We start from the raw sequence: 15,355 nt of genomic DNA, 5'->3' as shown, positions 1-15,355 counted from the left end.
TGCTGGCGAGGGTCGTCAATTGATTCGAAATATTTAAATAGTTGAATATCAGGCATGGGGGCTCCTTAAAAAGGAGTATAAGATCATACTTTTAAGTCAAGGTAAAGTTCGTGATCTTGCCCTGGATTATTTAATTGTATATATTGTTTGACTTAACTATGCCCACATAATACCCAAACTCATAAAATAACAGTCAGTGAAATTACACGAAATGCTAACTTTTTGAATATAATATAACTTGTTGTTTTTGTTGGTAGCCTGTAACAATCGAGGCTTTTCGAGCGAGGTGTTCCCATAGCTTCACCAATATCGTTTTTTTATGCCTGCTATAAAGCTGTTATGTATTCAAATGGTGATAGGTGTTAGCTCTTTAGGTACTCGTAACTTGTTTTGTCTCATGGTAACTTTGCTAGCATGTTGTTGTATTGCAAAGTTGTGTTACATGGAATTTTTAGCTGGCGATTTATTAACGCCGCTCAGCGTGATTGGGCTTATTATATTATCGGCTGTAACGTCGATGATTTCGGCGGCTTTTGGTGCTGGTGGCGGGTTGATGTTGTTGGTGGTGATGGCGTCGTTATTGCCTATGAGTATTGTTATTCCGGTGCATGGGTTAGTGCAGCTGGGCTCAAATGCCAATAGGTTTATGCTGACTTTTAAACACCTTGATAAAAGTATGTTTGCGTACTTTTCACTCGGTGGGCTTATTGGTGCGTTTGCTGCGTCGTCTATTGTGACCCGTATTCCACTTGAATTGATGAAAATTGTCGTGGCAGGGTTTGTACTTTATTTATTGTGGGGAATGACGCCAAAGTTGCGTGAAACCTCAGCTTTATGGCGCAGTACAGCTGGTGCTGTGACAACATTTTTATCAATGTTTGTTGGCGCGAGTGGCCCGTTAGTGGGCAGTTGTTTGTATGTTAATAATTACGAAAAGCTAAGATATACCGCTACTTTTTCCGCTTGTATGAGTGTGCAACATACTTTTAAAGCTATTTTGTATGGCTTTGTAGGTTTTTCGTTTTGGCAGTGGTTGCCTTTAGTTGCGGCAATGATCATAAGTGGTGGGCTTGGCACTTGGCTTGGTTTGCAGTTATTACAGCGTATTTCTGCCGATAAGTTTAAACGTATTTTTCGGGCTATTTTAACCTTACTTGCGCTGCAATTGGCATGGCAGGGCTTGCAAGCGTTCTAGCTAATAATTTGTTAAAGCGCTATAAACCTAGGTGTCATAGCGCTTTATAAATTCTAAGGAGTACAGGGACAAGGGCAGGCTTTTCTATTACACATCATTACAATGAGTGTTGCACTGATATTCTAAATCACACTGACTTTGGTAACGATGAATAGGCAATCACAGCGGCATCCCTGTGTGCTAGATCGGGGTGCTGTAACTTTTTACTGTATTCATCACAAAAGATGATTGCATCTCCTTTTGTTATCAATAAAGGGTCGTGAGTGAAGTTTAATAACAGCGATTGCCAGCGCTGTATAATTTCTTTTGGTGGGCTTGGCAGAACTTTTAATATTGCTTTTGATTGGGTAAATTGGCTGTTTATTGCGATGTTTAGCATGTCGTCGTTTGCAGCTCCTAGCCAGCTAGTACCGTTATCGCCAACACATAAAAGTGGCATATAAGGCGCAAGAGCTGGGCATACATCATTTCTATACACCTCAACTTTCCAATAGTTACGGGCTATTTTTACAAACTGAGTAAAATCTTTAATTGGGGTAAAGTTTGATGTCGCTAAAGGCAAAATCTCTACTCTGGGTTTATTGGCATTCACGGTGTCGTTAGAAACATCAATATACCAAGGGCCAATAATAAATGCGTTTTGAAAATACTCATCCCGCAGTGAACCCCATGCTTTTTGTAAAGGATTGCCCTGTGCAATAAGACCTTTTAATAAGCTAAGCCCTGGTTTGTTTGTGTGCGGCAGTTGTGCTTGTAGTAATGTAAATACCTCGTCTCTTATTTCTCTACAGCGGCCAATTGGATAAGGTTTTTCAGCAAAGTACGGCATAGTAGGTGCAAGTGTTAAATCGGCTATTAATCTTAGTTGAGCTAAGTCAGCACATAGTAAAGTAAGCTGCTCTGAGGAAAAGTTATTATCAAGCACGTATATTCCTTATCGTATTTATTGTAATTTTTTTAGTTGAGCTTGTGTGTAGGCGTCATCTCTAAGCCACCTCAACATGTTTGGATAACCGTTGGGGTGATCAGGTTGTTCGCACATAAACCATGAATACAACAGCGGATAGCCAAAGCCAGTATTATTGCTAAAAGCGGTTATTAAGCTAGCTGAACTGCCTTTATAACCGTGTTGATGAAATAAAACATCGGGTGCAATATTTAAGTAACAGGCTGCGGCCCATGACCATGCAATCGCGGTCATTTCTTCTGCGGCTTGGTGATCATGGTTTTTCATATCGCCGGTTAAACAGGTTCTGTTTGTCTCTGAGGTTACTGCAATATGCCCTGCTTCATGAAGGATGTCACCAGGGTAGAGGCATTTTTCTAAATCAAGTAGTAAAGTTCCCTGGGCTACTTTAATTCCCGGCAAAAAAGTCTTTTCGTTTAACGTTTGATACCTGTGCTTTATTCCAATATGAGTAACAAAGGCGAGAATTTTTTCAATCTCAGTGTTCATACCACTCCCTGTATTTAGCAATTACAATTGTTGCTTACAGTAATATAGCACTCTATTCTAACTAAGTTTAGTTAGCGTTAATAAATCAATTTAAGGTGTTTTGCTTGTCTAAAATCAGGCAAGAAAAAGGAGTTATTATGCAAAATGAATTGATAGCAAAAGTGCCATCTCTGCACACAACAGCGCAGAGCATACTACCTTGTTATAAAGAAACTGGGCGCTTAGGTCTATTTCAATTAAAACGAATGTGGCACAAAGCGCAATTACAAAAACAAGGCTGTGCGGATAAAAAAATAATAGAAGGCGAATGGTCGCTTGATGTCATGATCATGGATACTTTAGGCTTAGGGCTCACACCGACGATAGAATTCATTTTTTCATCGGATAGTTTTTTAACGTTCGAAAACTGGGTAGAACAGCGTTATGGCATAGCTATTTCAAATACAGTTAAAAGTAAGTTAAATGAAAAGGTAGCAGCATTTTTTCAGCAAAAAGACCCAAAACAACAAAAAATATTACTAAATCAGCCTCGTCATTATGTTTTAACGTCACAGCAGTGGCAAAGCTGGGATGATAATGGTTACGTTATTATTCCTGAGTTGGTGGAAAAAACGCTATGTGAAAACGTTTGTAATATGATTTATGAACGTTTGAATATGGATAAACACAATCCTGCTTCATGGTACCGAAATCATGATCTTAAACAAGGAGTTATGGTACAAATTTTTAATGATATAACAATGCAAGCTATTCGGAAGCAGCCTCAGGTGCGGGATGTTTTTGAGCAACTGTGGGGTAAAAGTAATTTAACTGTAAGTACTGATAGGGTTGGTTTTAACCCGCCAGAGACATTGAGTTGGCAGTTTCCCGGGCCAAATCTGCACTGGGATATTAATTTTAATAAACCGCTCACCTTTGCAACGCAAGGGTTACTGTACCTTACTGACGTTACCGCTGATCAAGGTGCGTTTAGTTGTGTTCCTGGTTTTCATAAAAAAATAGACGGCTGGCTTGCTAGCTTACCTAAAAACACCAATCCACATCATTTTAATTGCCAACAATGGCACAGTACGCCTTTGCCTTCAAAAGCGGGCAGTTTAATTGTTTGGCAACATACACTGCCGCATGGTAGTTGTCCAAATAGGACGAATAGTCCTCGAATTGTGCAATATATAAATATGAGCTCATTATAAAGCTAAGCAAATCAAGCCTGCAGTTATTTATAAGAATAAAAATGATGCCATGTAATAACGTGTAATGTTTTTTATAACACTCCTGTGCCATGCTCAAGATAATTTAAATTAAGCTGCATTTACTAAGCCTTTTATTTTTTTTATGGTTTTTTATGATGTTTGATATAAGTCAAATAAATTAAAGCTATATAAAATAAATGAAAATTAAAGTTGTACCCTATAGCTTTTAAACTAAGCTCTTAACTGAATGTAGCATTAATTCCCTAATAGAATTTAGCACGATAATTGGATATCAAAGGAATATTTCAGTATGGAAGCACAAAGTTCACAGCTTACAAAGCGTTTACGGCGCGCAAAACCAATAATTTGTTATTTAAAGTCTTTACTTAAAATGCAATTAGAGTCATTTGCTAAAGCCGTTATAGTGAGTGAAAGTAGCTCAACATACCGCAACAATATACATACAGAAATCGATTTCACCCCCATCCTGTATACACTTTGTTTTAAGATTAAATACTTGCTCATTCATTCTCTTCGTTTGAGAACAAATAATGAATGATGACATACTTATTCCTGAAGTTGTTAATGCTGGTGAGAATATAGTCTCTCCAGTCATTTCGTTTGCCAAGCTTGAAATTTTTTATAATGTAAAAAAGATGTCTGCCGATTTGCTTGTAGCAAAAAAATTAGAATGGGTTAGACATGTTAATACCCAGTGTTATCAGGGCGATTGGGATGTATTGCCTTTAAGAGTGCCTGTTGAACATGCTGATAAGCATGTGATTCTGCAATCTTTCGCAATTGAGTCTAGCTCAAGTTTTATTGATGGCGATCACCTTCAATATTTACCTTCTATTAGTGAGTTATTGTCACAATTTAAATGTAATATTTTATCTGCACGGCTTATGCGCCTTTCCCCCAACTCTTTGATTAAACCCCACCGAGACCTTGGATTGAGTATTGAGCTATCAGCCCAGGCACGTATTCATATTTCTTTAGAGACATCTGAACATGTTGAATTTTTAGTGGATGATTTAAAAGTTCCAATAAGTCAGAGCAGCTGTTGGTATATAAATGCCGATGCGGAACATTCTGTAATAAATACTGGTGATACACCAAGAATCAACCTTGTCATAGACTGTAATGTTAATGAGTGGTTGTTGGATTTAATTATGAACTCTAAAGAAAAAACATATTGTAGTAAAAAAAGTAAGCTAAGGAGCTAAAGAGGTAATGAAACTTAATATTCCTAAGGGCTTAAATATAAGACCGTCAAATGCAAACGATAAGCCTTTTTTAGAAAAGCTGCATAGTTTAATGCGACAAGACTTACAGTTAATTGATGGCGAAAAAGATTTTGTAGAGTCAATTGTGGAAATGCAGTTTAAAGCTCAAACCCAAGGGTATGGAGATAAGTTCCCCAATGCAATGTACTTTATTATTGAAAAACATCATGAAGCAATCGGTAAGGCAACCATTGATTTTGGCCCAAATGAAATTCGTATCGTCGATATTGGCTTTTTACCAAGTGCGAGAGGGCATGGTTTTGGCTCAGCGATAATTCAATCGTTTCAAAGTGCCGCATTACAATCTGGTGCACCTTTAACACTGACCGTTGAGCAACATAATTTTGCTGCTAAGCAGTTGTATGCGCGTTTAGGGTTTCAAGTTGAATCAATTAGCCCGCCATATGAATTTATGGCGTGGTACCCACACCCAGTGAAATTAATGAGTGGTGTGTGACTAAGCGAAGTTAAACACAGGAGTTGAATATGGAAAAGTTTACGTTTGAAAATGTTGAAAGAGCACAAGGGTCAATTGTTAAGGTTGCTGGTCAAGATGGTGAAGTAGAGTTAAAGGTATCATCAGTTGATAGAACAAAACTGAATGGGGAACAATGGGATGCATTTCGTGTTTTGCTTAAAGGCTCTGCAAATGAACCTTTAGAACAAGGCACATATAGACTCACACACGATGCATTTAATGATGCAGAGCTGTTTCTATCACCAAATAGCGAAACTGAGTATGAGATATACATCACGACACAAAAATAGTACTTCGTGTTTAATAGACTAAATTATTCGTTTAATAAAAGTGAGTAGGGAGATTTATATGGCTGATCCGTTTATATCTGAAATACGACCATTTGCGTTTGATTTTGCCCCAAAAAATTGGGCATTCTGTAATGGTGGAGTGATCGCAATTACACAGAATGGGGCACTGTATGCTCTATTAGGGACTCAGTTTGGTGGTAACGGAACAAGTGATTTTAAGTTACCGGACTTACGGGGGCGCACGCCTATCGGTAGTGGGTTTTTGAGCACTGAAAACCGTCCCTTTTATGCTGGAGATAGTTCAGGGGAGGAAACGGTTAGGTTAACGTTAGATGAAATGCCAGCGCATACGCATGCAGTAAAAGCTACGGCTAGCATAGCCGCTAATAGCCCCGCGTTTACAGATCGTATATTTTCTGAATCAAAGGATAATAAGGGTACCTCAGCTGAACCTTTCGTATACGGTTCATCGTTAGATTTGACAGAACTTGCTCAGGATGTTGTTAGTAGTAGCGGGAGTGGGTCGCCACATACTAATCTTCAACCTTTACTCGTACTTAATTTTTGTATTGCACTGGAAGGTACCTTTCCAGCTAGAAATTAAAAAAGGAAACTAGCATGTCTGAGTCATTTGTCGGTGAAATAAAAATGATTGCTACTACATTCTCACCTAGGCAGTGGGCATTTTGTAGCGGGTCTACTTTTTCAATAAGTCAAAACCAAGTGTTATTTGCATTGATTGGCGCACAATATGGCGGTGATGGGCGCTCGTCATTTATGCTGCCTGATTTAAGAGGGCGTGTACCCGTACATTTTGGGCAAGGCCCAGGATTACAACCTTACCCTATAGCGCGTCAGGCTGGCGTAGAAAAAGTGACGCTTCTACCACAGCAGATGCCAGCACACACCCATAGCTTGCAGGCAAATAATAATCGTGCAACTACATCTACAGCCATTGGTAATGTTTTGGCGAGAAGCCCTGCAACTGAGTCAACTTATATATCAGGCGCTGTCACGGGAGAAAGTCAGCAACTAAATGACGCTGCAGTTGAAACTGTGGGTGCTAATGAGCCGCATACTAATATGATGCCTTATTTGGCTATACATTTTATTATTTGCCTCAACGGCCTCTTCCCATCAAGAAATTAAAGGAGAAATATTATGGCTGAACCATTTATGGCTGAAATTAGAATATTTGGTCTTACGTATAGTCCTAGAGCTTGGGCTAAATGCGCAGGGCAAATACTCAGTATTTCACAATCTACAGCGCTATTTAGTTTGCTGGGAACTAATTTCGGTGGTGATGGACGAACAACATTTGGAGTCCCTGATTTACAAGGCAGAGCACCAATGCATGCGGGATCAGGGATAGGACTAACGACTCGGCCATTTTCTACCTTTGGTGGTGTTAGCCAAGTAGCGTTGGCCCCCATACAGCTACCTAAGCATGACCATGTTATTTCAGGTGTATTTCAAGCTGGTAATACTGACCAACCAAGTGATAATCAACTTGCAATAGACGTTGCCTCCTCAGGTGGTGCACTGCGATATACTGCGCCACTGGATAGTAATACAAGTGCTATGAGTAGCAGCAGTTTAGCATCGTCAGGTAAGAGTCAGCGGCATGAAAATATGCAACCTAGCTTAGCGTTAAACTTTTGCATTGCACTAGATGGAATTTATCCACCAAGAAATTGATGTGTGAGAATACAGATTTTAGTTTGAAATCTGTATTCTACATATGATGAAAAACCATTATGTTTGTGCAGGAAGTAAGTTATATGTTGTTTGAAAGAGCTCTGTTGGTTGTTATTTACTTATGTTGAAATACCTTAATTGGCATATTGTTTTCAGCTGTTTAATTATAGTTGTGTGCTTATTTGCAAGAGATGTATCTGCTCAGGCGAGTTTAGACAAGCTGCAATTTAAAAGCTCTAAAGGTAGTGTTGTATTTGCCAAGCATGACAGTAATTTTTTGATTGATGATGCAGGGAAGATGTACGCTTTTAACAAAAAAATAATAATACTCTCTTTGCTATCAGTCGATGAGATCTCACAGCTACATGATGAAATAAAACAAGTTCAAGTAATCGCTAATATAGGAAGTGAATTGGTTTACTGGGTAACACCTAGACCCGAATATTTTTTTGATGTTTATTTAGCGTTAAGCAAACATCAAGATGTGCTAGAGATCGAACCAGATATTGCACCTGTCACAAAGTTAGTTACGTCAGGAACAAGCAGGCAGACTAGCAGCGTGCTTGTGTCACAAAATGCTCCTTTATGCGATAAACCAGAGAATACTGTGCGGGTTGCAATTATTGATGACGGCTTTGATTTTACTCACCCAGAGTTTGATGATTTAACAGTATTGTTTGAATATGATCCTGATGAAAAAACACTGGCAACCAGTGCTAAAAACCCAACTGATTACCATGGTACACGTGTTGTTGGAGTTATTGCTGCAAAGCAAGATAATATAGGGGTTGAGGGTTTCGCACCGACTAGTGAAATAATAGCTATCAGGCAAGTTTCAACATGGTCATCTTCTATAATATTGGCATTTCAGGTCGCTAAGTTGATGAAAGCGGATGTTATCAACTGTAGTTGGGTTTTACCGTTATTATCGGGTATTACGTCACTGGTAATTGAGAATGTTGCATCTGCATCAAATGCACCTATTATCGTTGTTTCAGCAGGAAATTCGGGTAAGAAAGCTTGTGAAGTCAATCATCTATCGGCATTAAGTTCAGTGGTTGTTATAGGGGCAATAAATAAAAATGGGAATGTTGCTGAGTTTTCTAATTATGGGCAATGTGTTGATTATTACGCCCCTTCTTCAATTGCATCAACGTCACTTAATGGGTATGTAAATTTTGGTGGCACCTCATCATCAGCCGCTATTGTTTCAGGCGTTGTGGCACAGCTAAAAGCATGCGGAGTTGAATACCCGTTAACAAAATTAACGATGGTTGAAAATATTTTGCCTGCACATGTAGTTAATAAAAATAATATAAAGAGTGTAACTTTGATTAGATCAAAAGGTAGTGAAATTAATGAGCACTGAAATGGAACCGTTAGATTTTAGTAGCACCCACAGTGACAACTTCCCAAAAATATTGGCTCAGTTGGGCGTATCGTTGATTGCGACAAGTTATCAATCACAACGTGTTATTTTAGTGCGTTCCAATAATGGCAAGCTAGAAACAAAATTAAAGGCATTTCCAAGACCAATGGGACTTTATGCCGACGAAAATAGGGTCACGCTTGGAACACTAAATCAAGTAATCGACTTTCAAAAAACACCAAGTGGTTATGCTGATGTTATTAATGGGAACCTTGATCGTTATGAAGAGTTGCCAAAAAAATTACAAGATAATGAACTCAGAGATAGCCCCAAATTTCGTGAAGAGTGGGATGAACAAGTCAAAAGTGTAAAGGCAGCCGACAGTTTGTTTATAGAAAGAGCGACTTTATCAACAGGTATGATCAACATCCATGATATTTGTTGGGGTAATGATGGTTTGTGGGTAGTAAACTCGATGTTCTCTTGTTTAAGTAAGTTAAGTCCTGACCATAGTTTTGTCGCTGCTTGGGTGCCGTCGTTTATTTCAGAACTGAAGCCGGAAAATAGATGCCATTTAAATGGCATGGCGTTGTTAGATGGTGTGCCTCGTTATGCTACAGCCTTTAGTGAATCAGATACAGCACAAGGTTGGCGTGAAGAGCTAGGGAATAAAGGGGTGCTTATTGATGTCGTTGAAAATAAGGTCATCAAATCAGGTATTTCAATGCCACATTCGCCAAGATGCCACGCAGGCAAGGTGTATTATTGTGCATCTGGAGATGGCGATATTCATGTATACGATCCAAAGTCAGGTACTAATAGAGTTTTATGTGAGTTGCAAGGTTTTACAAGGGGAATGACGTTCTTTGGTGACTTGATGCTTGTCGGTACGAGTACATTACGTAAATCAGAAGAGCATATTCGCTTTAAAGCAAACCCAAGATTATTAGATGGGAAAAGTGTGTGCGCAATATGGTTAGTGAATGTAAATACAGGTGAGGTGGTAGGTAATTTGACTTTTACGGGTGATGTAAAACAGATTTACGATATTGCTGTTGTACCGAACAGCAGGAAACCAGAGCTATTTCAAAGCTCAGACGCGTTGTCTAGCCATATTTTTGAATTTTGTCGAGGATGAGTATCATGGAACGTTTAAGCTTAAATAAAACTTTTTTAGGGGTTGCGATTTCTGCAGTAATAGCTAGCGGGGCTTACGCAGAAACAGTAAATGAAGCTGTAGATTTAAAACAATTTTCAAAAAAGTTAGCGCTAGAAACTGAAGATGAAATAGTTGGTATAGAGTCAAAAAGCCCATTTTCGACATTTAGTCGAGGGCAAAAAGCCCAATCACACTTAGTAAACCCAGATATAAATAATACATTAAGCTTTTTAAAAGAGCAGGGATTACTTGAAACGAATGAACAAAAAGTAAGTATTGTTAAGGGCGATAATACACAAGTAAAAAGTGATTTACTAATAAGAAAGGTGTTTGCAAGTGCAAACTGCACCCTACCAGGCGGGGCGTGCACCACTGTAAGCTCTTCTAGCTGTACTTTGAGAGGTGGTAGTGTTGGCGCTTGTGGGTCATCGCCAGAAATAGATGTTGAAGAAAGTGGATCGACAACTGTAAGCGAAGACTTTGGCAGTGTTGCAGCGGATGGTGTAGCAACTACAACAAAAACCTTTACGGTAAAAAATGAAGGCACTGGTAATTTAACGACTACGGCTGTTTCTATAACAAGTGGAAGTAGCGACTTTTCAATTACAGGCGGTACATGTGCTACGAATGGTCAAACATTAAGCTCAGGTATGCAATGTACGATACTTGTAACTGTACAAACGACAACAGTTGGTGGGATATCAGGTAATTTAAGAATTAGCAACACTGATGCAAATGAGAGTATGTATAATGTGTCTTTGAGTGCCACAGGTACTTCTACAAATTCAGCGCCTGTTGTTGATTTAAATGGTGGGATTCCAGGTACAGGGAGTTCAGTGTCATTTACCGAAGGTAGTGGTGCTGTAAATATTGCGCCCGATGCTAGTGCAGAGGATAGTGATGGCGATACAATAACAACAATAACCGTTGCATTAACCAACGATCAAAATGGCGCCTCAGAAGGCCTGAACGTAACAGCTGCGGCGCAAAACGCACTCACGGGTGGGTCTGCGGCGGATATTATACTTCAAGACACAATTTCTATCACAGGGGCAACCGTAACGGCCGCTGAAGTGGCTACCTTTTTGCAGAATATCACTTACGATAATACTTCAAATACGCCCGATGAAACTGCTAGAACGGTGACAGTGGTAATTAATGATGGCACTGTAAATAGTGTAAGTCGTACAGCGACAATTTCGGTTGCTAATATTACTTCAGCGAGTTCTGCCGCTGCTGGATTTAGTACCTTAAACGGTATAAATTTAAGCCCAGCAATTACATTTAGTGACGATAATGAAACATTAAATATTAACAATGCAGCGCATATTACAGGGTCAACGGCTGATGGCGGCGGCGGTACCGATACAATCAGTGTTGTTACCGGGAGCGACTTAACTGGGTTCACAAGCTTAACGGGTTTTGAAACCTTAACGCCCTATAACAATGGTTCATTGACATTAAGTGAAACGCAGCATGACAGTTTCACTACTATAAATGGTACAGGTACAAATCAATTTACTATCGCTAGTGCCGATGGCGATCAAACGCTAACGGGTGATGCGGATATTGAAACTTATGTGCTTGGCGCTGCAATGATCTTTACGCTTGGTAGCGCAGCGCAAAATGTAACTGGCAGCAGCGCAGATGATACCGTTAATATTAATGCCTTCACGGTAACAGGTACATTGAACGGCGCTGCGGGTACCGATATATTGCAGGCTGGCACTGGTGCTGATCTTAGTGGTGCAACAATATCTGCCTTTGAATCATTAACACTTGCCAGTGGTGCGAGTGTATTGATGACTGAGGCACAGCACGATAGTTTTACAACGTTTACAGCACCAGGCACAGAAACGATAACTATTAGCTCAGCAACGGATGGACTAACAGGCAACAGTGCGATTGAAACGTATGTTTTATCTGCACCAAATGCATTCACCCTTGGCGCTGCAGGGCAAAATTTTACTGGTAGCACCGGCGACGATACTCTCAATATTGGCTCAGTTAGCGCAATCGGTATTTTAGCGGGCAACACCGGCACTGATACGTTATCTATTGGTAGTGGTGGCAGTATTTCTGGCGCCACAATTAGCGGCTTTGAAAACTTGACGGTAGCAAGTGGCGGTTCAGCAAGTATTGCTGCATCACAGCTAGCATTGTTCTCAGGCACTGTATCAGGCAGTGGTAATGAGACGCTAGATATTTTAGGTGATGGTAATTTCGCTACAGTATCAGCAATTGAAAGCTACACATTAAATGACGATAGCACGAACGCGCGTACAGTATCTATTAGTGCCGCGGGGCACTCAGTAACAGCTAGCTCCGTAACTGATGCCATTACGTTTGATATTGGCGCACTAGCTTATACGGGAACAATTACCGGCGAAAATAGTGTTGCTGATACATTGTCTATGAGTAGCGGCGCAAACATTAGTAATGCCACGATTAGTAATGTGACTAATTTAACACTCGCTTCGGGTGCGTCAGTATCGATGACGGCCAGCCAGCATAGTAGTTTTACGGGCACCATAACAGCGCCTGGTTCAGAAACGATTACTATCACCGGTGATGGTGATTTCACAACCTTAACTGGTATTGAAAGCTACGATGCAGCTGATGACAGTACAAACACCAGAACAATCACCGTATCAACAGGGACCACTAATGTTACGGCTGGTTCGTCAACCGACGCCATAATTTTTGCAATTGGTAACAGTGCATACACGGGCACGTTAATTGGCGAAAATAGTGTTGCCGACCAAGTACAAGTAACTGATGGTGCAGACATTAGCGGCGGTGGATTTTTAAATATAGGCACTCTTTCGTTAGCTAGTGGCGCAACAGTGGCTATTGATGCCGCTAATATTGGTAATTTTAGCACTGCTATAACGGGTAGTGCGGGTACTGAAACACTGAAACTTATGGATGGTGGGGCGTTTGATTTTACCAGTACCTCAGTGTCTGCTGTTGAAGGCGTGGCAATAGGAACTGACAATAATGCCACAGTAACCTTAACTGACAACTTTAATGCCAATGGTCAAGCAGTATCAGTGTCAAATGCGAGTGGCGGTGAAATTACAGCAGCCCTATCAATAAATGCTTCAGCCTTTGCCAGTGACATGTTGACGATTACAGCCAGCAATTTCAATGGCGATGATACTATTGTTGGCGGTAGCGGCGCAGATACCATCCGCCCTGGCGGTGGTACTGATTCGATGACGGGCAATGCAGGTAACGATAATTTTGTCGGCAGTGCATCACAATTATCAGGGGATACCATCACCGATCTAGCCGTAGGTGATACCTTAACGATTACTGGCGTGACAGGGCTTTCAAGTGCAAATGTGCGATTTAATGGCACGAGTACATTAGAAGTTGATACAGATGCCACCGATTTTAATATTTCTGAGCTTACGCTCTCATTAAGTAATTCACCAGGCTCAAGTTTAGCTTTTAGCGTTGCTGAAAGTGGTAGCGATACCATAATAACTTTTGTTGAGCCAAATAGCGCCCCCGTATTTAGTAGTTTGAATGGCGGTGCAACCTTCATTGAAAATGGCTCTGCAATTGTTATCGACTCTGATGTGACTATCGCTGATACTGAGCTCGATGCCCTTAATGGCGCAATTGGTAATTATAATAATGCCAGTTTAACTATTAGTCGAAACGGTGGGGCAAGTACTGAAGATGTTTTTGCGAACAATAACTTATTGGGCGCGCTAATTGAGGGCAATACGTTTACTTATAATTCGACCACAGTCGGAACGGTAACGACTAACTCCTCAGGTACCTTGGTACTGACCTTTAATGCTAATGCTACATCTGCAATTGTTGACTCAGTTTTACAAAGCATTACCTATCAAAATAGTTCCGAATCTCCATCATCATCAGTGACTTTGGATTATGTCTTTAATGATGGGATAGCAAACAGCGCGGGTACAAATCAAGCGATAGTGAATATTACTGGGCAAAATGATGCCCCAACGGATATTTCACTTTCATCGGCAAGTATAAATCAATCATCAACTGGACCTGGTGCTAATATAGGGGCGCTCACTACCTCAGATGTAGATACCACCGACAGTCATAGTTATACGTTTGTAAGCTCAGGCGCAAGTGTAAACGGTACATGTAGCGCTGACACAAACAATAGCAGTTTTCAGATTAGTGGCACCTTAATTCAGACGCAAGCTGCACTTAGTGCAGGAAGTTACATTGTGTGCGTACAAAGTAACGATGCAACAACAACTTTTCAAAAAACGTTTACTATAACGGTAAATGATAATGTTGCGCCAAGTGCGCCATCTACCCCTGATTTAAATGCGGCTGCTGATTCAGGGTTATCTACTACGGATAATATTACCAACGATACCACGCCAACATTTAGTGGCACTGCTGAGAGTGGTTCAACAGTTAGTCTTTACAGCGACCAAGTTGGTGCTGGAGCAACTGTAATCGGGTCTGGCATAGCGACCGATGGCAATTGGCAAATTACCACTAGCACTTTAACTGCCGGTTTAGACCATGCTATTTCAGCAAAAGCAACAGACTCAGCAAGTAATGTAAGTAGTAGCTCAAGCGCACTTACAGTGACAATTGACACAACCGCGCCGAGCGCACCGAGCGCAGCCGATCTAACTGCAGCCAGTGATAGTGGTTCTTCGAGTACAGATAATATAACCAATAATACAACACCCACTTTTACAGGTACAGGCACCACAGGCGACACTATTACTCTTATTTCAAGTGTTGATGGCTCAATAGGCAGTACTGTTGTTAGTGGTGGGGTGTGGAGTATCACCGTAGGCTCAGCAATGACGAGTGGCTCGCATACTATTGTGGCACGCGCGACGGACTCTGCTGGTAATATTACCAATGGAACGAGTACTACAATAACCATTGATACTAACGTGAGTGCACCGAGTATTACCACCCCGATTGAAGTAGATGGTCGGATCAATGCTGTGGAAGATGCGCATGTGCTTATACAAGGTAGCGGCGCTGACTCTGGCGCTACGGTTAATGTGACCATTAGCGATGGTTCGAATAACCAATCGCGTACTGTGACGGCTGATGGCTCTGGGGCATGGACTATCAGTGGTAGTGAGTTTGATGTCAGCAGCTTTAATGATGGCACGCTCACCGTCAGCGCCACACAAAGTGATGCGGCGGGTAACACCTCAACTGCAGCCAGCACCTCAGTGATTTTAGATAACGCAGCACCGAAT

Annotated in this window: 13 protein-coding genes; 11 read left to right on the top strand and 2 right to left on the bottom strand. The window is 40.7% G+C overall.

Features of this window, described 5'->3' with window-relative positions; translation table 11 throughout:
* Window positions 1-442 precede the first annotated feature (442 nt).
* On the top strand, window positions 443-1,195 hold the full coding sequence (locus tag H5203_RS21215; protein ID WP_145242930.1) for a sulfite exporter TauE/SafE family protein: 753 nt from the start codon (window positions 443-445) through the stop codon (window positions 1,193-1,195).
* A 127-nt stretch (window positions 1,196-1,322) separates the two neighbouring features.
* On the opposite strand, the gene H5203_RS21210 is transcribed toward H5203_RS21215, so the two are convergent.
* Window positions 1,323-2,120: a hypothetical protein gene (locus tag H5203_RS21210; RefSeq protein WP_145242932.1), complete on the bottom strand. Its 798-nt coding sequence runs from the start codon at window positions 2,118-2,120 to the stop codon at window positions 1,323-1,325.
* Window positions 2,121-2,138: 18 nt separating this feature from the next.
* The gene (locus tag H5203_RS21205; protein WP_145242933.1) at window positions 2,139-2,651 is read right to left on the bottom strand and encodes a hypothetical protein; all 513 of its coding nucleotides are present in this window, start codon (window positions 2,649-2,651) and stop codon (window positions 2,139-2,141) included.
* A 137-nt stretch (window positions 2,652-2,788) separates the two neighbouring features.
* Here H5203_RS21205 and H5203_RS21200 point away from each other — a divergent pair, with 137 nt between their 5' ends.
* The 10 genes from H5203_RS21200 to H5203_RS21155 form a co-directional block, all read left to right on the top strand.
* On the top strand, window positions 2,789-3,844 hold the full coding sequence (locus H5203_RS21200; protein ID WP_182783881.1) for a phytanoyl-CoA dioxygenase family protein: 1,056 nt from the start codon (window positions 2,789-2,791) through the stop codon (window positions 3,842-3,844).
* Between the two features lie 551 nt (window positions 3,845-4,395).
* Window positions 4,396-5,070: an aspartyl/asparaginyl beta-hydroxylase domain-containing protein gene (locus H5203_RS21195; RefSeq protein ID WP_145242937.1), complete on the top strand. Its 675-nt coding sequence runs from the start codon at window positions 4,396-4,398 to the stop codon at window positions 5,068-5,070.
* Between the two features lie 7 nt (window positions 5,071-5,077).
* Window positions 5,078-5,587 carry a GNAT family N-acetyltransferase gene (locus H5203_RS21190; protein ID WP_145242939.1) on the top strand — a complete coding sequence of 170 codons (510 nt, stop codon included), beginning with the start codon at window positions 5,078-5,080 and terminating at the stop codon, window positions 5,585-5,587.
* 29 nt (window positions 5,588-5,616) lie between these two features.
* On the top strand, window positions 5,617-5,898 hold the full coding sequence (locus H5203_RS21185) for a DUF6916 family protein (protein ID WP_054205190.1): 282 nt from the start codon (window positions 5,617-5,619) through the stop codon (window positions 5,896-5,898).
* A gap of 58 nt (window positions 5,899-5,956) precedes the next feature.
* Window positions 5,957-6,502 (top strand): phage tail protein, encoded by a 546-nt coding sequence (locus H5203_RS21180; RefSeq protein ID WP_145242941.1) that lies wholly within the window; start codon window positions 5,957-5,959, stop codon window positions 6,500-6,502.
* A gap of 14 nt (window positions 6,503-6,516) precedes the next feature.
* Window positions 6,517-7,047 (top strand): phage tail protein, encoded by a 531-nt coding sequence (locus tag H5203_RS21175; RefSeq protein WP_054205192.1) that lies wholly within the window; start codon window positions 6,517-6,519, stop codon window positions 7,045-7,047.
* Between the two features lie 12 nt (window positions 7,048-7,059).
* Window positions 7,060-7,596, top strand: coding sequence for a phage tail protein (locus tag H5203_RS21170; protein ID WP_054205193.1), 537 nt, complete (start codon window positions 7,060-7,062; stop codon window positions 7,594-7,596).
* A 277-nt stretch (window positions 7,597-7,873) separates the two neighbouring features.
* Window positions 7,874-8,965 (top strand): S8/S53 family peptidase, encoded by a 1,092-nt coding sequence (locus H5203_RS21165; RefSeq protein ID WP_259398578.1) that lies wholly within the window; start codon window positions 7,874-7,876, stop codon window positions 8,963-8,965.
* Window positions 8,955-10,103 (top strand): TIGR03032 family protein, encoded by a 1,149-nt coding sequence (locus H5203_RS21160; protein WP_259398577.1) that lies wholly within the window; start codon window positions 8,955-8,957, stop codon window positions 10,101-10,103. Before H5203_RS21165 ends, H5203_RS21160 begins: the two co-directional genes overlap by 11 nt.
* A 5-nt stretch (window positions 10,104-10,108) precedes the next feature.
* A partial coding sequence (locus tag H5203_RS21155) for an Ig-like domain-containing protein (protein WP_259401989.1) occupies window positions 10,109-15,355 on the top strand: 5,247 nt, incomplete at its 3' end.

The organism is Pseudoalteromonas sp. SG41-1 (assembly GCF_014164575.1).
Classification (GTDB): Bacteria; Pseudomonadota; Gammaproteobacteria; order Enterobacterales; family Alteromonadaceae; genus Pseudoalteromonas; species Pseudoalteromonas rhizosphaerae.
Note: the sequence above shows the minus strand (reverse complement) of the source record. Positions and strands in the feature narration are given on the sequence as shown.